Raw genomic sequence first — 19,626 nt, 5'->3', positions numbered from 1 at the left:
CTCTTTACGCACCGGCAATGGCCGATGCGCGGGGCAACCAAAGCGCCAGGCTGTTACGACTGGCTTGCCATTTTCTGTACGCGCTGCATCATTTCCGGGTTTTGCTGAATGGCCTGGCCAATGGCGTTGAAGGTGTCAACGTCCAGACCGCTATTCTCGACGATCTGGATCATTTTCTCGTTGGCCTCGGCGCGCACTTCCTGCTGGGCCTTTTCGCCTTCAGCGGACTGCAGGCGCTCGGTATACTCTTGGGACACCACGGCGATTTCCTGAGACGCATCGGCGAACTGCTGGAGCTGCTGATCGCTGAAGTCCTGCGCTTGAGACTCGGCGCTGGGTGCCTGACTCTGGGCCGTGTCCGTTGACTGCTGCGCCTGGGCCGTGCCCGCCATCAAACCGGTGGCAAGCAAAGCAGCGGAGAACAATGCAGTAAAACGTGGCATGAAATAAAACCTCACGGGTGCATGATGAATGTCTCTGTGTGACGACCCGCTGGCCAACAGGTTCCTGTTTTAATGTTTCGAAATGTAACAACGACCGGCGTCACCGACGCCTACCCGCACACCCGGCGCTTGACGCCGGCGCGTTTACGGCGAGGCACGCAATGAACACGCAGCCTCTGCGCCAACCCGGCGCGCTCGGCCTGGCAAGCATGCCGGCGGTATTCGTGCTGCTGTGGAGCACCGGCTTTATCGGCGCCAAATTTGGCCTGCCCTACGCAGAGCCGTTTACTTTTTTATGGCTGCGCTGCGCGCTGACCCTGGCCGTTTTGCTACCGCTGGTGCTGGTCATGCGCGCCTCCTGGCCGGCCGGCGCCAGGCTCTGGGGGCATATCGCGGTATCCGGACTGCTGGTGCACGGCGCCTATCTGGCCGGGGTGTTTTACAGCATCGCGCTGGGCATGCCCGCCGGCCTGACCGCGCTGCTGGTAGGCTTGCAGCCGCTGCTTACCGCCGCCTTTGCCGGGCCGCTGCTGGGCGAGCGGCTGGGCAAACGCCAGTGGCTGGGGCTACTATTGGGGCTTATCGGCATCGCGCTGGTGCTGGGCAGCAAGCTCGATTTGAGCGATTCGCTGTTCAAGGGGTTTGGCCCGGGGGCGCTGACAAGCGTTATCATGGCCCTGCTGGGCATCACGCTGGGAACGCTGTACCAGAAACGCTTTTGTACCCGAATGCCGCTTTTGTCGGGGGCGGTGATTCAGTATCTGGCCGCCGGCACGCTATTCACCCTGGGGGCAGGACTTTTTGAAACGCGCCAAATCGTCTGGACACCCACGTTCGTTCTAACCCTTGGCTGGCTGGTGCTGGTTTTGTCCATCGCCGCCATTGTGCTGCTGATGGCCCTGATCAAAAAAGGCGAAGCCTCCCGCGTAGCCAGCCTGTTTTATCTGGTACCGCCGGTCACCGCGCTGCAAGCCTGGTGGCTGTTTGATGAACGCCTGCCCTGGCCGGGCCTGGTCGGTATGGCCATCGCGATCGGCGGCGTGATTCTTGTCGCGCGGGCCTCACCGGCGCCGGTAAACAATAGATAACCATCGACGCCGACGATATTTCGGCGCCTTCACTGCGAGTTTTCCCTATGTCCAACCATCATTGCGCACGCGTCGCCGGCCACTGCAACCGCTGCGATATGCCTTTGCCGTTTACGTTTAGCATGGCGTTTCAGCCCATTGTGGATGTCAACCAGCGTCAAACCGTTTATCACGAAGCGCTGGTCCGCGGCCCCGATGGCGAATCGGCCGGCAGCATACTCGCCCAGGTTACCGATGAGCTGATGTATCGCTTTGACCAGGCTTGCCGTATCCGGGCCATTGAGCTCGCCAGCCGGCTGGGCATACAAGAGCGCCTGTCGATCAACTTCATGCCCAACGCGGTGTACGAACCGCGCGCCTGCATCGAAGCGACGCTTGCCACCGCACAGCAGGTAGGCTGGCCCACCGAGCGGCTCAATTTTGAAATTACCGAAACCGAGTGGATGCAGGATCGCGCGCACATGCGCCGCATTATCGATAGCTACCGCGCCATGGGCTTTTCCACCTCCCTTGATGACTTCGGCAGCGGCTATGCCAATCTTGACCTGCTCACTGAGCTGTGCCCGGACACGCTGAAGATAGACCGCGAGCTGGTCATGGGCTGTGATACGGACATCCGCCGCCAGGCGCTGCTGCGCAGCGTGGCCATGTTGGCCAAGAGCCTGGGCATTGGGCTGGTTGCCGAGGGCGTGGAAACCCGCGATGAATCTCGCTGCCTGGCGGATTTGGGCATGCCGATACAGCAAGGATTCTACTTTGCGCGCCCGGCGTTTGAGGCCATCGCCAACATCGCCGACGACAAGTACGCGTAGTGCCGGGCAGCCCGGCGCTTACTCGTCGGCCAAACCCTTGAGGTAGCGCGCGCCGCCAAGGTTTTGCATCTGCTGGCGAATCCAGCGGCTGCGCTGCTCAACGCGCGGCGCAGGCCTAGCGGCGCTGCGCGTTAGGGGGCTTGGCAAAATCGCCGCCAGCAGGCTTGCCTGACGGCGGTCAAGCCGGCTTGCCGGCACGCCGAAGTAGTGCTGTGCGGCGGCTTCCAGCCCGAACACGCCGCGGTCCCATTCGGCTACGTTAAGATAGACGTCCAGAATGCGCTGCTTGCCCCAGAAAATTTCGATCAGCAGCGTAAACCACGCCTCAAGTCCTTTGCGCAGCCAGCTGCGCCCGCTCCACAAAAAGACATTCTTGGCGGTCTGCTGGCTCAGCGTGCTGGCGCCGCGCAGGCGCCCGCCGCCCAGACGCGCGGCAAGCGCCCGGCGAATTTCAACGAAATCAAAGCCCCCGTGGGTGGGAAATCGCTGGTCTTCCGCGGCGATAACCGCCATGCGTGCCGCATCGCTGAGCGCCTCTGGGCCGCGCCAGCGATAGTCGATATCCAGCGGCTCGCCGGTGATCCAGCTTTGCACTTTGCGCTCGGCCATCACCATAGAGCCCGGCAGCGGCACCGCGCGAAACACCAGCACCAGGGCCAGCGACCCCAGCACAAACGCCAGCGCCAAGCGCCATAGAAGCTGCGCTACCCGCTGCCATAGCCGCGCTATCGCCAGATGCAGACGTGAACGCGGCCGGCAAGGCGTTGCGCCCTGCCGGCCAGCGGAAAAACGGTGCGCGCCGTCGCCCGACGAGCGTCCGGCGCGCCGCAGTGTCGGCTTGGGTTTATTTATACAGCTGCTCGGCGTGATAGCGCAGGTGATCTTCAATGAACGAGGCAATGAAGAAGTAGCTGTGGTCGTAGCCCGGCTGACGGCGCAGCGTCAGCGGATGGTCGTGCTTTTCGCACACCGCTTCCAGGTTTTCAGGCTTGAGCTGCTCTTCAAGAAACGGGTCGGCCTCGCCCTGGTCAATAAAGAGCCGCTGGCGCGATGCGCCGTTGGCCACCAGCTCGCAGGCGTCGTACTGGCGCCAGCGGGAGACATCCTCGCCCAGATAATGGCTGAATGCCTTTTGCCCCCAGGGGCATGCCATGGGGTTGACCACCGGGGCAAACGCCGAGACCGAGCAAAAGCGCCCGGGATGGCGCAGCGCCAGCGTCAGCGCGCCGTGCCCGCCCATGGAATGACCGCTGATGGACTCCCGGCCGTTGACCGGGAACTGCAGGCGCATTACCGACGGCAGCTCTTCCACCAGATAGTCGTACATGCGGTAGTGGGCGTTCCACGGCGCTTGGGTGGCGTTGACGTAAAAGCCCGCGCCCGAGCCAAAATCAAAGCTATCGTGCTCGCCGGGCAGGTTGGTGCCCCGCGGGCTGGTATCCGGGCAGACGATGGCCACGCCAAGCTCTGCTGCGACCCGATGGGCGCCGGCTTTCTCCATGAAGTTCTGGTCGTTGCAGGTCAGCCCCGAAAGCCACCACAAAAGCGGCACCCGGCCGTCTTCGGCCTGGGGCGGCAGGTAGACGGCAAAGATCATGTCGCAATCAAGCGCCCGCGAGTAGTGGCGATAGCGTTTATGCCAGCCACCGAAACTGCGGTTTTCCGACACCAACTCCAGGGTTTCACTCATACTCATGGCAGGCTCCCGTTGATATCTGGCGCCTTGGCGCCCGGTGCGCGGCCTGCAGCCGCGCAATTGAAACTGATACTTGCGCTTGTAGGCAAGCACCGGTGGCTGTAGCCGCTACGCTCAATAGTGCAGCACGGTGCGAATACTTTCACCGGCGTGCAGCAGATCAAACGCTTCGTTGATTTTTTCAAACGCCATATTGTGGGTAATGAAATCGTCGATGTTGATCTCGCCTTTCATGTACTGATCGACGTAGCCGGGCAGCTCGGTGCGGCCCTTGACGCCGCCGAACGCCGAGCCTTTCCAGACCCGACCGGTCACCAGCTGGAACGGCCGCGTGGCGATTTCTTCGCCGGCGCCGGCCACGCCGATAATCACCGACTCGCCCCAGCCTTTATGGCAGCACTCAAGCGCCTGGCGCATGACGTTAACATTGCCGATGCACTCAAACGAATAGTCCACGCCGCCGTCGGTCATATCGACAATGACTTCCTGGATCGAAGCGCTGTAGTCTTTGGGATTGACAAAGTCGGTCGCGCCAAACTGCTCGGCCAGCTTGAACTTCTCCGGATTAACGTCAATGGCGATAATACGGCTGGCCTTGGCCATCAGCGCGCCCTGAATCACCGCCAGACCAATGGCGCCAAGGCCAAATACCGCCACCGTCGCGCCCGGCTCGACCTTGGCGGTGTTCATCACCGCACCGATGCCGGTGGTGACGCCGCAGCCCAGCAGGCAGATCTTGTCCATCGGCGCTTGTTTGGACACCACCGCCAGCGACACCTCCGGCAGCACGGTATATTCGCTGAAGGTGGAGCAGCCCATGTAGTGATGCAGCTTTTTGCCGTCCAGCGAGAAGCGCGACGTGCCGTCAGGCATCACCCCCTTGCCCTGGGTGGCGCGTACGCTGCTGCACAGGTTGGTCTTGCCCGACAGGCAGAACTTGCACTGGCCGCACTCGGCGGTATAAAGCGGGATGACGTGATCGCCGGGCTTGACGCTGCTGACCCCGGGGCCGATGTCTTCCACGATGCCCGCGCCTTCATGGCCCAGCACGGCCGGAAAGTTGCCTTCCGGATCAGCGCCGGACAGCGTGTAGGCGTCGGTGTGGCACACGCTGGTCGCCACCAGACGCACCAGCACCTCACCGTGTTTCGGGCCTTCTACGTCGATCTCGGCAAGCTCCAACGGCTTGCCTGCTTCCAACGCCACCGCAGCACGTGATTTCATCGTTTCACTCCTCTTGCTTATCGACCCGGCGCGGGCGCCGTGGTTTGTCTCCGTGATATCTCGTATATATTACAACATCTTGCAAGGTTTGTAGCCTCAGCACTCAATGGCGTTAACGGCCAGCCCGCCCTTGGACGTTTCTTTGTATTTGTCCTGCATATCGCGGCCGGTATCGCGCATGGTGCGGATGACCTTGTCCAGCGAAACAAAGTGCTCGCCGTCGCCGTGCAGCGCCATGCGCGCGGCGTTGATGGCCTTGACCGAGGCAATGGCATTGCGCTCGATACACGGCACCTGCACCAGCCCGCCGACCGGGTCACAGGTCAGCCCCAGGTTGTGTTCCAGGCCGATTTCCGCGGCGTTTTCCACCTGATCGATATTGCCGCCCAGCACCTCGGCAAGCCCGGCGGCCGCCATGGCGCAGGCCGAGCCTACCTCGCCCTGGCAGCCCACCTCAGCGCCGGAAATCGAAGCGTTTTCCTTGCACAGAATACCGATGGCCCCGGCGGTCAGCAGAAAGTTGACGATGTCATCGTCGCCGGCGTCCGGCTCGAACTTGAGATAGTAGGCCAGCACCGCCGGCACGATGCCCGCCGCGCCGTTGGTGGGCGCGGTGACCATGCGCCGCCCCGCGGCGTTTTCCTCATTGACCGCCAGGGCAAACAGGTTGACCCAGTCCATCAATGAAAAGCTGGAAACGATCAGGCGCTGATCCTGGGGCGCCTGAAGCTGCTCGTGGAGCTGGCGCGCCCTGCGGCGCACGTTAAGCCCGCCGGGTAGATGCCCCCGGGCGGCCAGGCCGTTGTCGATGCTTTCGCGCATGACCGCCCAGATATGCAGCAGCGAGCGGCGAATATCAGCCTCGCCACGCCAGGTGCGCTCGTTGGCCAGCATCAGCTCACTGATGCGCATGCCGTGGCGGCGGCACAGGGCCAGCAGCTCAGCGGCGCTGGCGAAGGCGTAGGGCAGCGCGGTGGTGTCGTCGCCGGCGCCGCCGTGGTCGGCGCCGGCCTGATCGATGTAAAAGCCGCCGCCCAGCGAGTAGTAGGTTTCGCTCGCCACTACGCGAGCGCCGCTCAGGGCAGCAAGCTGCATGGCGTTGGGGTGAAACGCAAGGCAGCGGTCGTCCCAGCCGATATCGTCGCGGCGGGAAAACGCTACGCGCTGACCGTTCGCCAGCACCAGCGGCTCGCCGGCGTCCAGCGCGGCCAGGCGCGCATCGATGCCGTCCGGGTCGATGCCCTCCGGCGTTTCACCGGCCAGCCCCATCACCACGGCGCGATCGGTACCGTGGCCCACCCCGGTGGCGGCCAGCGAGCCGCGCAGCGTTACCCTGATGCGTTCGATATCAAGGTCGCGCAAGGCACAGGCAAAGGCACGCGCAGCGCGCATCGGCCCCACGGTGTGCGAACTCGACGGACCGATCCCCACCCGGAACAGATCAAATACGCTAATCGCCATGACTCCCCCTTTCATCGCCGATGGCTGCGGCGTTGCCCATCGCCCTGCTGGGCACGCGTGGTGCATGCCCGAATACAACGCGATATACTGGCATACATCTTTGCATGTTTAGCCCATGAACCAAAGCTAACCCTATCCATGAACCAAGGCGCGCCGGCTTTTACCGGCGTGCATGTCAGGACGTATGATGCACCACACTTCTTCTGCATGGCCTATCGGTATCGGCGCGCTTTTTCTACGCGCTACGCTTTACCTGCTGATAACCGGCGCGATTGCCCAGGGCGCCTATCTGGAAGCGGCCTACCTGCCGGATCTGCGCTTTTCCGAACTGGCTTTTACCGAGCTCACTCAAACAGGTTTTCTCACCCTTGCCTGCGGCATTTTGCTCTACGTGCGCCAGCGCCTGAACGTCTGGCCCAACGTCACGCTGCTGCTGCTGGCCTTTCTCGGCGCGTCGCTGGTTCGCGAACAGGACGCCTTTCTGGATGCCTACGTGGCCGAACATGCCTGGAAGGTGCTGGTTGCCGCGATCATTTTGCCCAGCATGACGCGGGTCGCCATGAACTGGCGCCGCTTTGCCGTCGAGCTTGGCCAGTACGCCAACAGCTTCTCGCTGGGGCTGTTTACCGCCGGCTTTTTTACCACCTATGCGTTCTCCCGGCTTTACGGTCGCAAGGAAGTCTGGCAGGCCGTCATGCAGGAGCGCTACCTGGGCAGCATCAAAAGCATGGCAGAAGAAGTGGTGGAACTGATGGGCTATGCCCTGATTCTTTTCGCCATGATTGAGCTTTTGCTGCTGGCACGCCGCATCTATCGCGCTCGCCTGCAGGCCACATCCAGCAGCTGACGCAGCCTCGCCGGGCGCGGCAAAGGCACATGGCTTCTGGCGTCCCCCGGGCGCAGGGAGGCGAAACGCGGCGGTGGGAGCGCACTTTCGTGCGCGAAGGGCGCCCACAGGCGCTGTGAATAGAGGGCTTAATAGATAGAGGGCTTCTTGCCGGGAGGCCTAGCCGGGAAAGCTCCCGGCTTTTGTACGTGGCCGGTGGCTTTGCGCTACTCGTCCAAAAAGGAGCGCAGCGGCTCTGAGCGGCTCGGGTGGCGCAGCTTGCGCAGGGCCTTGGCTTCAATCTGGCGAATGCGCTCGCGGGTCACATCGAACTGCTTGCCGACTTCTTCCAGGGTGTGGTCGGTGTTCATATCAATACCGAAACGCATGCGCAGCACCTTGGCCTCCCGCGCCGTCAGCCCGCCGAGCACGTTGCGCGTGGACTCCACCAGCCCCTCGCCGGTGGCCAGATCAATGGGCAGCATCATGGTGCTGTCCTCGATGAAGTCGCCCAGGTGCGAGTCGTCGTCGTCGCCGATGGGCGTCTCCATGGAGATCGGCTCCTTGGCGATCTTGAGCACCTTGCGCACCTTGTCTTCGGGCATTTCCAGGCGCTCGCCCAGCTCTTCCGGCGTGGGCTCGCGGCCCATTTCCTGGAGCATCTGCCGGGACACGCGGTTGAGCTTGTTGATCGTCTCAATCATGTGCACCGGGATGCGGATGGTGCGCGCCTGGTCGGCAATCGAGCGGGTAATCGCCTGGCGAATCCACCAGGTGGCGTAGGTCGAGAACTTGTAGCCGCGGCGGTATTCGAACTTGTCCACCGCCTTCATCAGGCCGATGTTGCCTTCCTGAATCAGGTCGAGAAACTGCAGGCCGCGGTTGGTGTACTTCTTGGCAATCGAGATCACCAGGCGCAGGTTGGCCTCGACCATTTCCTTTTTCGCCCGGCGCGCCTTGGCCTCGCCGATGGAGAGCTTGCGGTTGACTTCCTTGAGCTCGCCGACGCTTAAACGCACCATGTTTTCTTCAAAGGCGATTTTACGCTGCAAGCGGCGAATATCGGCGCGCAGCGGCTCCAGGCGGTCGGCATAGCGCGGTGCGGCCTGCTGAAAGTCGTCCAGCCAGTCCTTGCGCGATTCGTTGCCCGGAAACGCCTTGATGAACGTCTTGCGCGGCACCTTGGCCTTTTTCACACACAGCTGCATGATGGCCTTTTCCTGGGCGCGCACCTGCTCGACGCTGATGCGCACCTGGCCGACCAGCCGCTCAAAGTGCTTGGGCACCAGCTTGATCGGTGAGAACAGCTCGGCCAGCCGTGCCTGCTCAGCCTTGAGCTCGGCGCTGCCGGCACCGTAGCGCTCAAACGCGGCTTCCACCAGGGCGTTGTGCTCGCGGATCTGTTCAAAGCGGGCGCGCGCCTCTTCCGGGTTGGGCCCGCCTTCGTTGGTTTCTTCTTCCTCTTCGGCGTCCGGGTCGTCGCTGACCACAGGCTCGGGCTCTTCGGCTTCGGCGACGTCGGGGATACCGCCGTCAGGGTCGATAAAGCCGGAAAACAGATCCGACAGCCGCCCCGGGGCCTCTTCGTCCTGGGTGGCATCGTAGGCGTCGAGAATCGAGCGTACCGCGCCGGGCAGATACGCCAGCGCCGACATCACCTCGCGGGTGCCTTCTTCGATGCGCTTGGCGATCTCGATTTCGCCTTCCCGGGTGAGAAGCTCGACGGTGCCCATCTCACGCATATACATGCGTACCGGGTCGGTGGTGCGGCCCACGTCGCTTTCCACGGCGGCCAGCGCCGCTACGGCCTCTTCGGCCGCGGATTCGTCTGTGGACTGATCCGACATCATCAGGGTGTCTTCATCCGGCGCGACTTCGACGACGCTGATGCCCATGTCGTTGATCATGCCGATGATGTCTTCCACCTGATCCGGGTCGGCGATGTCCTCGGGTAGATGATCGTTGACCTCGGCATAGGTAAGATAGCCCTGCTCCTTACCCCGCGCGATCAACTCCTTCAGACGTGACTGCTGCTGCGCATTTCCAGCCATAGAAACCCTATCTCGACGAAGAAGAATGAAGCACCTGACGCGCAAACGACGTGCCAAAAGCGCCCGGAAAGCCAGAGAGTATAGCGTTGGCGGCGGGCGCGTTCCAGCGTCGTACGGTTGCGCGGCGGTTCAGGTGTGTTAATTTGTTCGGTTAGACCAGCGTTTGGCGTCTTTGCCTGCTCATATGGTAGCAAAGGCGGGTAAATTCAACCCCGCACCGCGCGGCCACGCTGCTCATCGCGCACCGGCAAGCTCGACCAGCAGGCTTGCCAGGCGCTGTTTCTGTGGTTTGTCCAGCTTCTCACCGGCCCGCTCGCGGGCCAGCAGATCCTCGTACTCCTGCTGCGGCGAGCGCGACTGATGCGTACGCCGCAGGTGCGCCACCAGCCCGTCCAGCTCCGCTTTGCGCGCCTCGCGGGGAATCAACAGCTCCCGGCGCGCCAGCGCAGCGAGCGTGCGCCCCTGGGCGCTGCCCTGAAAGTGCGACAGCACCACCTGTGGGCTGCGATAGCGCCCCGCCCTGAGCAGCGCCACCAGCTCGCCGCACAGCCGGCCTTCCGGGCTTCCCGGCAGCCATTCCAGCGCGTCGGGCAAGGTCTCTACCAGGCGCGGCTCATGCAGCAACAGCTGCAGCACGCGCCCCTCGGGCGAAAGCCCCTCCAGCACCCAGTGCCCGTCGGCATCGGCATCGTCGCCGCTGGCCGGCAGCGCCGGCGAGGCACCGCTCGGCGCGTCGGCAGGCGAAGACGCCGGCGCATCTCGCCGGGCCAGCAGCGCCTCCAGCCGCGCCTGGCGCAGCCCGCTGCGCTCGGCAAGCTCTTCCAGCAGCAGGGATTTGAGCATGCCGTCCGGCATTTGGTTCAACGCCGCCAGCACATCGTTGGCAAAACGCTCGCGGCCTTCCACCGTTTGCAGGTCCTGGCCGTCGGCCGCCTGCTCGAACAAAAACTCCGACAGCGGCACCGCACAGGTCACCCGGTCGGTAAATGCCTGGGCGCCTTCCCGGCGTACCAGGTCATCGGGGTCGTCGCCTTCGGGCAAAAACAGAAAGCGCGCCTCGCGGCCGTCGAGCATCTGCGGCAGCGCGGTGGCCAGCGCTCGGCTGGCGGCCTGGCGCCCGGCACGGTCGCCGTCAAAGCAAAACACCACCCGGCTGACCATACGGAACAGACGCTTCAAGTGCTCTTCGGTGGTGGCCGTACCCAGCGTCGCCACGGCGTTATTAACGCCGAACTGCGCCAGCGCCACCACGTCCATATAGCCCTCAACGATCACCAGCTGGTCGAGCTTCCCCGGCGCCTTGCGCGCCTCGTACAGGCCGTACAGCTCGCGCCCCTTGTGAAATACCGGGGTTTCCGGCGAGTTCAGGTACTTGGGCTTTCCGTCCCCCAGCACGCGGCCGCCGAAGGCCACGGTGCGCCCGCGCAAATCGCGAATGGGAAACATCACCCGGTTGCGAAAGCGGTCATAGGTGCGCCCGGTGTCTTCTCTGTGGATCAGCAGCCCGTACTCGATCTGCACCGCCTCGCTTATGCCGCGCTCGGTGAGATGGCGCTTGAGCGTTTCCCAGCCGTCAGGCGCGTAGCCGATGCCGTAGGCGTCGATCACCTCCGGCGACAGGCCGCGCTCTTCCAGATAGCTTCGCGCGCGGCGGCCTTCGGACATCACACGGCGCTCGCGGTAGAAACTCGCCGCCAGCTCCAGCAGGTTGACGCCCTGCTTGCGCTTTTGTTCGCGCTGGCGGGCGTGCGGGTCGTCGGCGCCTTCGCGCGCCACCTCAAGGCCCAGGCTTGAGGCCAGCTGCTCTACGGCCTCGGGGAAGCTCAGCCGCTCGTACTCCATCACAAAGCGCAGGGCGTTGCCGTGAGCGCCGCAGCCGAAGCAGTGATAAAACTGCTTGTCGGCGCTGACGGTAAACGACGGCGATTTTTCCTCGTGAAACGGACATAGACCGGCGTGATTACGGCCGGCTTTTTTCAGCGGCACGCGCGCGCCGACCACCTCGACCACGTCGACCCGGGCAAGCAGGTCGTCGATAAAATGCTGAGGAATACGGCCCGCCATGGACTCTTGCCTCCAAGCGTTGCGACGCCGGTTTGCGCCATAGCAGCGTGAAAAATAAAAGCAGCCGGGCTGGGGGGATGCCACATGGAACGCCATGGCATCACCGCAGCCCGTCGGCGGGGAATTATGCGTATTACATCTGACGGGTAAATACAAACGGCCGCCGAGCGGCGGCCGTTCGCAGTCCTTCCAGGCAAGAGCGGCCAGAGCGCGCCCTTGCCGTACGGATCAATAGAGCCGTTCGAACCGCTTGCGCTCACGCTGAAGCTTCTTGGCGTGACGCTTGACCGCGGCTGCCGCCTTGCGCTTGCGCTCGGCCGTCGGCTTTTCGTAGCTTTCGCGACGACGGACCTCGGACAAAACGCCGGCTTTTTCGCAGGAACGCTTGAAACGACGCAGGGCGACGTCAAACGGCTCGTTATCGCGTACTTTTACAGAAGGCATTAAGCACTCACCTACCTTAAGGAGTCTTGATTTCGGATAGTCCGTACACGCGCAAGGCGCGTTAGACACCTTTCGTGCACGATCTGGTTTTACAGCGCACCGTATTCTAGTAGTGACACCCGTTTTTTGCAAACGCGCCCGACGTTTTCACTCAACGAAAAGGCATGAAAATGCTAGACTCGCCGCCTTTGCCTTTTGATCTTTACGTCACAGGAAAATCCGCTATGCGCGTACTGGGCATTGAAACGTCCTGCGATGAAACCGGCGTGGCCGTTTACGACACCGCGCTTGACGGCGGCGACGGTCTGCTGGCCGACGCCTTGTATAGCCAGGTCGCCATGCACGCCGAGTACGGCGGCGTGGTGCCGGAGCTGGCCTCCCGCGATCATACGCGCAAGCTTTTGCCGCTGATCGAGCAGGTGCTCGGTGAGGCCGGCATGGCCCGCGGCGATCTTGACGGGGTTGCCTATACCGCCGGCCCCGGGCTTGTGGGCGCGCTGATGGTGGGGGCAGCGACCGCTCACGGCATGGCCCGGGCGCTGGGCATTCCCGCCCTTGGCGTACACCACATGGAAGGCCACCTGCTGGCACCGATGCTTGAGCGAAAGGCCCCGGCCTTTCCCTTTGTGGCGCTGCTGGTCTCCGGCGGGCACACCCAGCTGGTGGAGGTGCGCGGCCTTGGCGAGTACCGCCTGCTGGGCGAGTCCGTGGACGACGCCGCCGGCGAGGCCTTCGACAAGACCGCCAAGATGCTCGACCTGCCCTACCCCGGCGGCCCCCGCGTGGCCGCGCTGGCCGAGCAGGGCGACCCTGCGCGCTTTCGCTTCCCGCGGCCGATGACCGACCGTCCGGGGCTGGACTTCAGCTTCTCGGGGCTGAAGACCCACACCCTCACCGCCATCCGCAAGCTGGACGCCGCCGGCGAGCTGACCGAACAGGGCCGCGCCGACATCGCCCGGGCCTTTGAAGACGCCGTGGCGGATACGCTGACCATCAAGTGCCGCCGGGCGCTGGATCAAACCGGCCTTAAACGGCTGGTGGTCGCCGGCGGCGTCAGCGCCAACGTGCGCCTGCGTCAGGGGCTGGATGACGCCTGCGCCAAACGCCGGGCCACCGCGTTTTATCCGCGCGGGCGCTTTTGCACCGACAACGGCGCGATGATCGCCTACGTCGGCGCCAAGCGCCTGGCCGCCGGCGAACGCGACGAGACCGGGCAGATGCAGGCCACCCCGCGCTGGCCGCTGGAGCAGCTACGCGCCCCGCAGCGCGCCCCCGCCGCGGAGACGCGCTAATGGACCGCATACTGATCGAAGCGCTGGAAGTGGACACCGTGATCGGCGTCTACCATTGGGAGCGCACCATCAAGCAGCGCCTGAGCCTGGATCTGGAGCTGGCCACCGACATCCGCCCCGCCGCGGCCACCGATGATCTGGCGCTGACGCTGGACTACGCCGCGATCAGCGAGCGCATCCAGCGCTTTGCCGCCGAGCACCACTTTGAGCTTGTGGAAACCTTCGCCGAGCGCCTGGTCGCCACCCTGCGCGAAGAGTTCGGCATTGCCGGCATGGCGCTTACCCTGCGCAAGCCTGGCGCGGTGCCGGCGGCGGCCAACGTGGGGCTGAACATAACCCGGGGCCGCTTGGCTCCATCTGAAAGAGACGGCGCGTGAGCGAGCCGCGGCGGGTACTGCTGGGCCTTGGCAGCAACGAGAATGCGCTTGCCAATCTGCGCCGCTGCCTGGACGCCCTGGAGACGCGCTTTGGCAACGTTCGGGCGTCAACGGTGTATCAAAGCGCGGATATCAATAGCGTTGAGGCGAGCTCGCTGCCGGCCTTTCACAGCCCGATCTTCCACAACATGGCCGTAGCGTTTGAAAGCGACGCCGAGCCGGCGGAGATCAAACGCTGGAGCAAGGCCCAGGAGCGCGCCCAGGGGCGGCTACCCCAAAGCGCCGGGGCCGCCACCCATCCCATCGACATTGACCTGCTCGCCGTGGGCGAGCTGTGCGGCGAGTTTGCCGGGCCCGGCGGGCGGGCCATTCCCCTGCCCCACCCGGAAATCACCGCGTACGCCTTTGTGCTGCGCCCGCTGGCGGAGCTTGTGCCCCACGCCCGCCACCCCCGTAGCGGTGAAACCTACGCCGAGCTTTGGGCCAGCGCCCGGGCCACGGCCTCGCCCCGGCTCACGCCGATCTGTTTGCCCAGCGCCGCGCCCTTGTAGCCCTCGGCCATCAGCGCCCGGGGGCTGACCGCGGCGGCCTGCTCAAAGGCCTGCTCAAGCGCTGCGTGGCGCTCGGGTGCCAGCGCCTTGACCAGCGCAAGCTGGGCCCGGGCGCGCTCGGGCCGGCGCCAGCTGTCCTGGCCGTCCAGCCAAGCCATCACGTCCTCTGCCGCCAGCGGGCGGGCCACCAGCCGCGCGGTGGCCGCGCTGTGGCGGGCCAGATCGCTCACCGCCCGGGGCAGCTTCAGCCGCTCGGCCAGGGCTTCGCGCGCGCGTTTTTCAAGCGGGGTGACAAGTCTGGCGTAGCGCCAGTGGGCCAGCGGCACAGCCGGCCAGTCGGGCACGGTTTGCATGGCGCCAAGGCAGGCTTCAAGCCCGGCTGCGGCCAGCTCCGGCCACCAGGCGGCAAGCGCGCCGCAGTCGTTTTGCGCGCGAAAATAGGCTTCAGGGCACGGCTCGCCCAAGGCTTTTTCACTTTCGACCCACACGCGCTCGGCGGCCAGGTGTTCAAGCTCGCCGCTTTGGCTGACGGCTTGCATCAGCGTCTGAGTTTCCGGGGCGATGGCAAAGCCAAGCGGCGCGTAGCGGGCCAGAAAGCGCGCGGTGCGCAGCACGCGCAGCGGGTCTTCGCTGAACGCCGCGGAGACGTGGCGCAACAGCCGCGCGTCGATATCGTCGCGGCCGCCGTAGGGATCGACAAGCGTGCCGTCCGGGGCTTCGGCCATGGCGTTGACGGTGAGATCCCGGCGGATCAGGTCGTCTTCCAGGGTGACATCAGGGCTTGCGTAGACGGTAAAGCCCGAGTAGCCGTGGCCGGCCTTGCGCTCGGTGCGCGCAAGCGCGTACTCCTCGGCGGTGTCCGGATGGAGAAACACCGGAAAGTCCTTGCCCACGGGCGTAAAGCCGCGCCGGCGCATGGCCTGGGGCGTAGCACCTACTACCACCCAGTCGTTATCCCACACCGGGCGGCCCAGCAGCGCGTCGCGCACGGCACCGCCTACCCGGTACACCTCAAGCCCGTCTTCGGGGCGCTTTTGCCGCGCTGAGGGTGATGGCTTCACGGGGTTGTCTCCCGGCGGTGATGGCCGGGCACCGCGGTGCGCCGGCCGGTTTCCAGCTCAAGGGCGGTCAGCGTGCCGCCCCAGGCGCAGCCGGTATCCAGCGCCCGGGCGTCCACCCGCGCCCCCGGCGTTTGGCCTTCCAGTGCGGCCCAGTGGCCGAACAGCAGCGTGGCGTTATCATCCCGGGGAAACTGAAACCACGGCTTATAGCCTGGCGGCGCGCTTTCCAGCCCGCGCTTGCCGGTAAAGTCCAGCTCGCCCCGGGCGCTGATAAAGCGCATGCGCGTGGTGACGTTGACGATACAGCGCAGCCGGTCCATGTCCTCAAGATCTTCATGCCAGCGCCGCGGCTCATCGCCGAACAGCCGCGCGAGAAACGCCCCGGCCTGCTCGCCGGCAAGCGCGGCCTCCACCTCGGCGGCCAGGGCAACGGCCTGATCCAGGCTCCACGCCGGCATAATCCCTGCGTGCACCATCAGGCGGCTGTCTTGGCGCACCGTCAGCGGCTGGGACTGCAGCCAGTCCAGCAGTGCCGCACCGTCGCCGGCGCCGACGATATCGCCAAAGGCGCTGTGCGGCTTGACGTTGCCGCTGCGCGCCGCCACCAGGCAGTGCAGGTCGTGGTTGCCCAGCACGCAGCGCACCGAATCGCCCAGCGCGCTGACTTCGCGCAGGCAGGCAAGCGAGTCCGGCCCGCGGTTGACCAGATCTCCCACCAGCCACAGTTGATCCCGGCGCGGATCAAACGACAGCGCCTCCAGCAGCGCTACAAACGATGCGTGGCAGCCGTGCAGATCGCCGATGACATAGGTACTCACGTAATATCGCTCCTAAGCGCCGGGTTAATGAAGCGCGGCCGGCTGGGCCAGGCGAAACAGCGCCACCGGCGCATCAAAGGGCCGCTGGGTGGTGGTGTCCAGCAGGGTATAGGCGCCTTCCATGGTGCCTACCGGCGTGTCGAGCACCGCGCGGCTGGTATAGCGAAAGCGCTGGCCGGGGCCGATCAGCGGCTGCTGGCCGATAACGCCCTTGCCGCGCACTTCGTGGACCTCGCCGCTGCCCTGGGTGATTTTCCAGTAGCGCGCCAGCAGCTGCACGCTGCGGTCACTTTCGTTGCGCACGGTCACCGTATAGCTGAAGACGTAGCGCGCCTCGGCGGCGCTGGACAGCTGCTCGCGGTAGCGCGGCGTCACGCTAATGCGAATCGACGCGCCGGCCGAAGCCCTGTTCCCTTTGGCTGCGCTGTTGGCGTTCACAGCCGGCCTCCTTGAGCGGCGCTCTGGGCCACGCCGTTGGCCAGCCGCACAAACTCTTCCAGCGTCAACGTCTGGGGGCGGCGGCCGGGATCGATGCCCAGCGCTTCCAGCGTCTCAGCGCTGACCCGGCCTTTGAGGTTGTTGCGCAGCGTCTTGCGCCGCTGGCCGAATGCCTGCTTGACCAGATCAAACAGCAGCGCCGGGTCGTGTGCCGGGTGGGGCAACTCGGCATGGGGGGTAAAGCGCACAATGGCGGAGTCCACCGCCGGGCGCGGCACAAAGGCCTCGGGCGGGACGATGAACAGCTGCTCTACCCGGCAGTAGTACTGCGCCATCACCGAAAGCCGGCCCCAGTTCGGCCCGCCGGGCACGGCCGCCAGCCGCTCGACCACTTCCTTTTGCAGCATAAAATGCATATCCGCAATCGCGCTGCCCGCCCCCAGCAGGTGGATAATCAGCGGCGTGGAGATGTTGTAGGGCAGATTCCCCACCACCCGCAGCGCCGGGCCGTCGCCTTTGAGCTCGGCGAAGTCAACCTTCAAAGCGTCGCCTTCGTGGATGACAAAGCCCGGATAGTTGAAAAACTGCACGCGAAGGCCGGGGATCAGGTCGCGGTCAAGCTCGATCACCTCCAGCTTGCCGGCGGCATCCAGCAGCGGCTGGGTAAGCGCGCCCTGACCGGGGCCGATTTCCACCAGGCGGTCTTCGCCGCGCGGATGAATCGCGCCGACAATGCGCTCGATGACGCCGGTGTCGCGGAGAAAGTTCTGCCCGAAGCGTTTGCGGGCGCGGTGATGCAGCGCTGATGACATGAAGCGAAATTCCCGGGGTAATAAACGATAGCGATAAAAATAAGCGGGCCGGCATCAGCCGGCGCGCTGATCGGCAAGCCGGCGCGCCAGAGCCACGGCCACGCCCAGACTCGACGGCGAGGCCACCCCCTTGCCGGCAAGGTCCAGCGCGGTGCCGTGGTCTACCGAGGTGCGCACCAGCGGCAGGCCCAGGGTAATGTTGGCGGCGTTGCCGAAACCGGCGTACTTGAGCACCGCCAGGCCCTGGTCGTGATACATGGCGAGCACCGCGTCAACGCCGGCCAGATGGCGCGGGGTAAACAGGGTATCCGCCGGATAGGGGCCGCGGATGTCCAGCCCCTCGGCGCGCAGCGCGTCAAGCGCGGGGATCACCACGTCAAGCTCTTCACGGCCCAGATGGCCGCCCTCGCCGGCGTGAGGGTTGAGCCCGCACACCGCGATGCGCGGCGCGGCAATGCCGAACTGATCGCGCAGGTCGTGCGCCAGAATCCGCGCTACGCGCTGAATGCGCTCAGCGGTGACGGCGTCGGCCACCTCGCGCAGCGGCAAGTGGGTGGTGACCAGCGCCACGCGCAAATCGGCCCCGCCGCCGTCGGCGCGGCTGGCGTGCAGAGCGCGATCGGTTGCCAGCAGCATAACGACTTCGTGTACGCCGCAGGCGTCGCGCAGCCATTCGGTATGGCCGGTAAAGCCGCTAAAGCCGCCGTCGATGATCACGCCCTTGTGCAGGGGGGCTGTGGTCATGGCCGCCGCCTGGCCGGCGCGGCAGGCAGCCACCGCGGCCTGCAGCGTGGCGATCACATAGCCGGCGTTGGCCGGGTCGAGCACGCCGGGCGTGCACGGCGCGCGAAGCGCCACCGGCCACACCGGCAGCACGCCCGGGCCTGCGGGCAGCGGCTCGCCCGGGCGGCACACTACCGGCGTTACCTCAAGCCCCAGCGCGGTGGCGCGCTCGGCGAGCATGGCCGGATCACCCACGGCAACGCTTGCCGCCGGCAGTGCGGCGTCAGCGGCGAGCGAAAGCGTCAGCTCCGGGCCGATGCCTGCCGGTTCGCCGGTGGTAATCGCCACCGGCAAGGGCGCATCTGTCGACTCTGCCATGGCGCCCCCCTACAGCCGAATATCGACAAACGCCCGGGAGCGCAGCTCGCGCTTCCAGGTGCTGAGCTCTTCATTGGCGCGGCGCTGAAAGATGGCCTGGCGCGCCTGATCTCGCTGCGCTTGCGGGTCGACGCGCTGGCGCCTTCGGTCTTCGACTTCGATTAGATGAAAGCCGAACTGGGAGCGCACGGGCTGAGAGAGCTCGCCTTTTGCCAGCGAACCCAGGGCATCGTCAAAGGCGGGCACCGTCTGGCCCGGGCGCAGCCAGCCAAGCTCGCCGCCGTTAAGCGCGCTGCCGTCGTCATCGCTGAGCTCGCGGGCCACCGCGGCAAAGCTTTCACCTTGCGCAATGCGCCGGCGCGCTTTGTCGGCCAGCGCTCGGGCGGCGCGCTCGCTGCGCTGGGGCGTCACTTCGATGAGGATATGCCGGGCGCGGACTTCTTCAACGACGCCGCTTTCGCTGCCCTGGCGCTGCAGCGTGCGCTCCACGTCGCGGTTGCTGATCGACACCCGCTGGCCGATCTGGCGCTGCTGCACCTTGCGCATCAGCATCTCCCGGCGCACCTGCTCGCGCACCCGGCCCAGGCTTGAACCTTCCGCCTCCAGCCGATCAGCAAAGCCGTCAAGGGTCAAGCCGTTGGACTCGGCAATGCCGCGCAGCTGGCGGTTGAGCCGGGTATCGTCGACGCTCAGATTGGCATCGACCGCCATCTGCAGCTGGATTTCTTCCAGCACCATACGCTCCAGCACCTGCTGTTTGAGCTCGTCACGCGGCGGCAGCCCGCCGCCCTGAGCCCGGGCCCGCCGGGCCACCTGGGCGAGGCGATCTTCAAGCTCGCTATGCATGATCGCGCCGTCGTTGACCACGGCCACCACGCGGTCCAGCTGCTGGCGCTGGGTGCTGGCCGGGGCGTCGCGCGCTGGCGGCTGGGCGCCGGCGGACTGCGGCACGAGCATGCCGCCGGCGCCCAGGCACAGCGAAAGCGTACCCGCCAGCAAAGCCGGGCGCGTTGTCATACACAAAGCGGCGCGCAGACGCCGGGGCGTTGTCTTGGTCATAGCGTATT

At 65.2% G+C, this 19,626-nt stretch carries 20 protein-coding genes; 6 read left to right on the top strand and 14 right to left on the bottom strand.

The window, feature by feature from the left end; genetic code table 11:
• Positions 1-53: 53 nt before the first annotated feature.
• Positions 54-443, bottom strand: a complete 390-nt coding sequence (locus ACZ415_RS08080; protein ID WP_344704948.1) for a DUF4168 domain-containing protein — start codon at positions 441-443, stop codon at positions 54-56.
• Positions 444-604: 161 nt separating this feature from the next.
• Here ACZ415_RS08080 and ACZ415_RS08075 point away from each other — a divergent pair, with 161 nt between their 5' ends.
• Positions 605-1,531 carry a DMT family transporter gene (locus ACZ415_RS08075; protein ID WP_344704949.1) on the top strand — a complete coding sequence of 309 codons (927 nt, stop codon included), beginning with the start codon at positions 605-607 and terminating at the stop codon, positions 1,529-1,531.
• A 47-nt stretch (positions 1,532-1,578) separates the two neighbouring features.
• Entirely contained in the window at positions 1,579-2,343 is a 765-nt protein-coding gene (locus ACZ415_RS08070) for an EAL domain-containing protein (protein ID WP_344704950.1), read from the top strand.
• 18 nt (positions 2,344-2,361) lie between these two features.
• Here the strand turns inward: ACZ415_RS08070 and mtgA are convergent, their stop codons facing one another.
• From mtgA to ACZ415_RS08050, 4 genes are all read right to left on the bottom strand, one after another.
• Complete coding sequence (gene mtgA / locus ACZ415_RS08065) at positions 2,362-3,072, bottom strand: monofunctional biosynthetic peptidoglycan transglycosylase (protein ID WP_344705151.1); 711 nt, start codon at positions 3,070-3,072, stop codon at positions 2,362-2,364.
• Positions 3,073-3,187: 115 nt separating this feature from the next.
• Complete coding sequence (gene fghA / locus ACZ415_RS08060) at positions 3,188-4,039, bottom strand: S-formylglutathione hydrolase (RefSeq protein ID WP_344704951.1); 852 nt, start codon at positions 4,037-4,039, stop codon at positions 3,188-3,190.
• Positions 4,040-4,153: 114 nt separating this feature from the next.
• Entirely contained in the window at positions 4,154-5,263 is a 1,110-nt protein-coding gene (locus ACZ415_RS08055; protein WP_344704952.1) for an S-(hydroxymethyl)glutathione dehydrogenase/class III alcohol dehydrogenase, read from the bottom strand.
• 96 nt (positions 5,264-5,359) lie between these two features.
• Positions 5,360-6,724, bottom strand: a complete 1,365-nt coding sequence (locus ACZ415_RS08050) for an L-serine ammonia-lyase (RefSeq protein ID WP_344704953.1) — start codon at positions 6,722-6,724, stop codon at positions 5,360-5,362.
• 187 nt (positions 6,725-6,911) lie between these two features.
• Between ACZ415_RS08050 and ACZ415_RS08045 the strand changes: the two genes are divergently transcribed.
• Entirely contained in the window at positions 6,912-7,571 is a 660-nt protein-coding gene (locus tag ACZ415_RS08045) for a hypothetical protein (RefSeq protein ID WP_344704954.1), read from the top strand.
• Between the two features lie 206 nt (positions 7,572-7,777).
• Here ACZ415_RS08045 and rpoD read toward each other — a convergent pair whose 3' ends face one another.
• The 3 genes from rpoD to rpsU form a co-directional block, all read right to left on the bottom strand.
• Positions 7,778-9,601 carry an RNA polymerase sigma factor RpoD gene (rpoD, locus tag ACZ415_RS08040; RefSeq protein WP_344704955.1) on the bottom strand — a complete coding sequence of 608 codons (1,824 nt, stop codon included), beginning with the start codon at positions 9,599-9,601 and terminating at the stop codon, positions 7,778-7,780.
• Positions 9,602-9,835: 234 nt separating this feature from the next.
• Entirely contained in the window at positions 9,836-11,665 is a 1,830-nt protein-coding gene (gene dnaG, locus ACZ415_RS08035) for a DNA primase (RefSeq protein WP_344704956.1), read from the bottom strand.
• Positions 11,666-11,893: 228 nt separating this feature from the next.
• The gene (gene rpsU / locus ACZ415_RS08030) at positions 11,894-12,109 is read right to left on the bottom strand and encodes a 30S ribosomal protein S21 (RefSeq protein ID WP_017430978.1); all 216 of its coding nucleotides are present in this window, start codon (positions 12,107-12,109) and stop codon (positions 11,894-11,896) included.
• Positions 12,110-12,333: 224 nt separating this feature from the next.
• Here rpsU and tsaD point away from each other — a divergent pair, with 224 nt between their 5' ends.
• The 3 genes from tsaD to ACZ415_RS08015 are packed head-to-tail and all read left to right on the top strand — an operon-like array spanning position 12,334 to position 14,329.
• The gene (gene tsaD / locus ACZ415_RS08025) at positions 12,334-13,401 is read left to right on the top strand and encodes a tRNA (adenosine(37)-N6)-threonylcarbamoyltransferase complex transferase subunit TsaD (protein ID WP_344705153.1); all 1,068 of its coding nucleotides are present in this window, start codon (positions 12,334-12,336) and stop codon (positions 13,399-13,401) included.
• Positions 13,401-13,778 (top strand): dihydroneopterin aldolase, encoded by a 378-nt coding sequence (gene folB, locus ACZ415_RS08020; RefSeq protein ID WP_344704957.1) that lies wholly within the window; start codon positions 13,401-13,403, stop codon positions 13,776-13,778. The genes tsaD and folB overlap by 1 nt, the downstream gene beginning before the upstream one ends.
• A complete protein-coding gene (locus tag ACZ415_RS08015) occupies positions 13,775-14,329 on the top strand; it encodes a 2-amino-4-hydroxy-6-hydroxymethyldihydropteridine diphosphokinase (RefSeq protein ID WP_344704958.1) in 555 nt (184 codons plus the stop codon). Before folB ends, ACZ415_RS08015 begins: the two co-directional genes overlap by 4 nt.
• Here the strand turns inward: ACZ415_RS08015 and ACZ415_RS08010 are convergent.
• The 6 genes from ACZ415_RS08010 to ACZ415_RS07985 are packed head-to-tail and all read right to left on the bottom strand — an operon-like array spanning position 14,245 to position 19,618.
• Positions 14,245-15,390, bottom strand: a complete 1,146-nt coding sequence (locus ACZ415_RS08010) for a polynucleotide adenylyltransferase (protein ID WP_344704959.1) — start codon at positions 15,388-15,390, stop codon at positions 14,245-14,247. The genes ACZ415_RS08015 and ACZ415_RS08010 overlap by 85 nt on opposite strands.
• Entirely contained in the window at positions 15,387-16,208 is an 822-nt protein-coding gene (locus tag ACZ415_RS08005; RefSeq protein WP_344704960.1) for a symmetrical bis(5'-nucleosyl)-tetraphosphatase, read from the bottom strand. The genes ACZ415_RS08010 and ACZ415_RS08005 overlap by 4 nt, the downstream gene beginning before the upstream one ends.
• Positions 16,209-16,232: 24 nt before the next feature.
• Complete coding sequence (gene apaG / locus ACZ415_RS08000; RefSeq protein ID WP_425552771.1) at positions 16,233-16,595, bottom strand: Co2+/Mg2+ efflux protein ApaG; 363 nt, start codon at positions 16,593-16,595, stop codon at positions 16,233-16,235.
• Positions 16,596-16,642: 47 nt separating this feature from the next.
• Entirely contained in the window at positions 16,643-17,458 is an 816-nt protein-coding gene (rsmA, locus tag ACZ415_RS07995; protein WP_344704962.1) for a 16S rRNA (adenine(1518)-N(6)/adenine(1519)-N(6))-dimethyltransferase RsmA, read from the bottom strand.
• A 54-nt stretch (positions 17,459-17,512) separates the two neighbouring features.
• Positions 17,513-18,559 carry a 4-hydroxythreonine-4-phosphate dehydrogenase PdxA gene (gene pdxA / locus ACZ415_RS07990; RefSeq protein ID WP_344704963.1) on the bottom strand — a complete coding sequence of 349 codons (1,047 nt, stop codon included), beginning with the start codon at positions 18,557-18,559 and terminating at the stop codon, positions 17,513-17,515.
• Between the two features lie 9 nt (positions 18,560-18,568).
• Entirely contained in the window at positions 18,569-19,618 is a 1,050-nt protein-coding gene (locus ACZ415_RS07985; protein ID WP_344704964.1) for a peptidylprolyl isomerase, read from the bottom strand.
• Positions 19,619-19,626: the final 8 nt, after the last annotated feature.

The sequence above is a fragment of the Halomonas cibimaris genome (genome assembly GCF_055379665.1).
The sequence above is the reverse complement of the archived record's forward strand: the minus strand, read 5'-3'. Positions and strand labels throughout refer to the sequence as shown.

Bases quoted from the DNA above. Each gene is read 5' to 3' on its own strand.
- ACZ415_RS08050 (WP_344704953.1), bottom strand. From the start codon at position 6,724: ATGGCGATTAGCGTATTTGATCTGTTCCGGGTGGGGATCGGTCCGTCG.
- tsaD (WP_344705153.1), top strand. From the start codon at position 12,334: ATGCGCGTACTGGGCATTGAAACGTCCTGCGATGAAACCGGCGTGGCC.
- fghA (WP_344704951.1), bottom strand. From the start codon at position 4,039: ATGAGTATGAGTGAAACCCTGGAGTTGGTGTCGGAAAACCGCAGTTTC.
- rsmA (WP_344704962.1), bottom strand. From the start codon at position 17,458: ATGTCATCAGCGCTGCATCACCGCGCCCGCAAACGCTTCGGGCAGAAC.
- ACZ415_RS08070 (WP_344704950.1), top strand. From the start codon at position 1,579: ATGTCCAACCATCATTGCGCACGCGTCGCCGGCCACTGCAACCGCTGC.
- rpoD (WP_344704955.1), bottom strand. From the start codon at position 9,601: ATGGCTGGAAATGCGCAGCAGCAGTCACGTCTGAAGGAGTTGATCGCG.
- folB (WP_344704957.1), top strand. From the start codon at position 13,401: ATGGACCGCATACTGATCGAAGCGCTGGAAGTGGACACCGTGATCGGC.
- ACZ415_RS08080 (WP_344704948.1), bottom strand. From the start codon at position 443: ATGCCACGTTTTACTGCATTGTTCTCCGCTGCTTTGCTTGCCACCGGT.
- ACZ415_RS08055 (WP_344704952.1), bottom strand. From the start codon at position 5,263: ATGAAATCACGTGCTGCGGTGGCGTTGGAAGCAGGCAAGCCGTTGGAG.
- ACZ415_RS08045 (WP_344704954.1), top strand. From the start codon at position 6,912: ATGCACCACACTTCTTCTGCATGGCCTATCGGTATCGGCGCGCTTTTT.
- ACZ415_RS08075 (WP_344704949.1), top strand. From the start codon at position 605: ATGAACACGCAGCCTCTGCGCCAACCCGGCGCGCTCGGCCTGGCAAGC.
- pdxA (WP_344704963.1), bottom strand. From the start codon at position 18,559: ATGGCAGAGTCGACAGATGCGCCCTTGCCGGTGGCGATTACCACCGGC.
- rpsU (WP_017430978.1), bottom strand. From the start codon at position 12,109: ATGCCTTCTGTAAAAGTACGCGATAACGAGCCGTTTGACGTCGCCCTG.
- dnaG (WP_344704956.1), bottom strand. From the start codon at position 11,665: ATGGCGGGCCGTATTCCTCAGCATTTTATCGACGACCTGCTTGCCCGG.
- ACZ415_RS07985 (WP_344704964.1), bottom strand. From the start codon at position 19,618: ATGACCAAGACAACGCCCCGGCGTCTGCGCGCCGCTTTGTGTATGACA.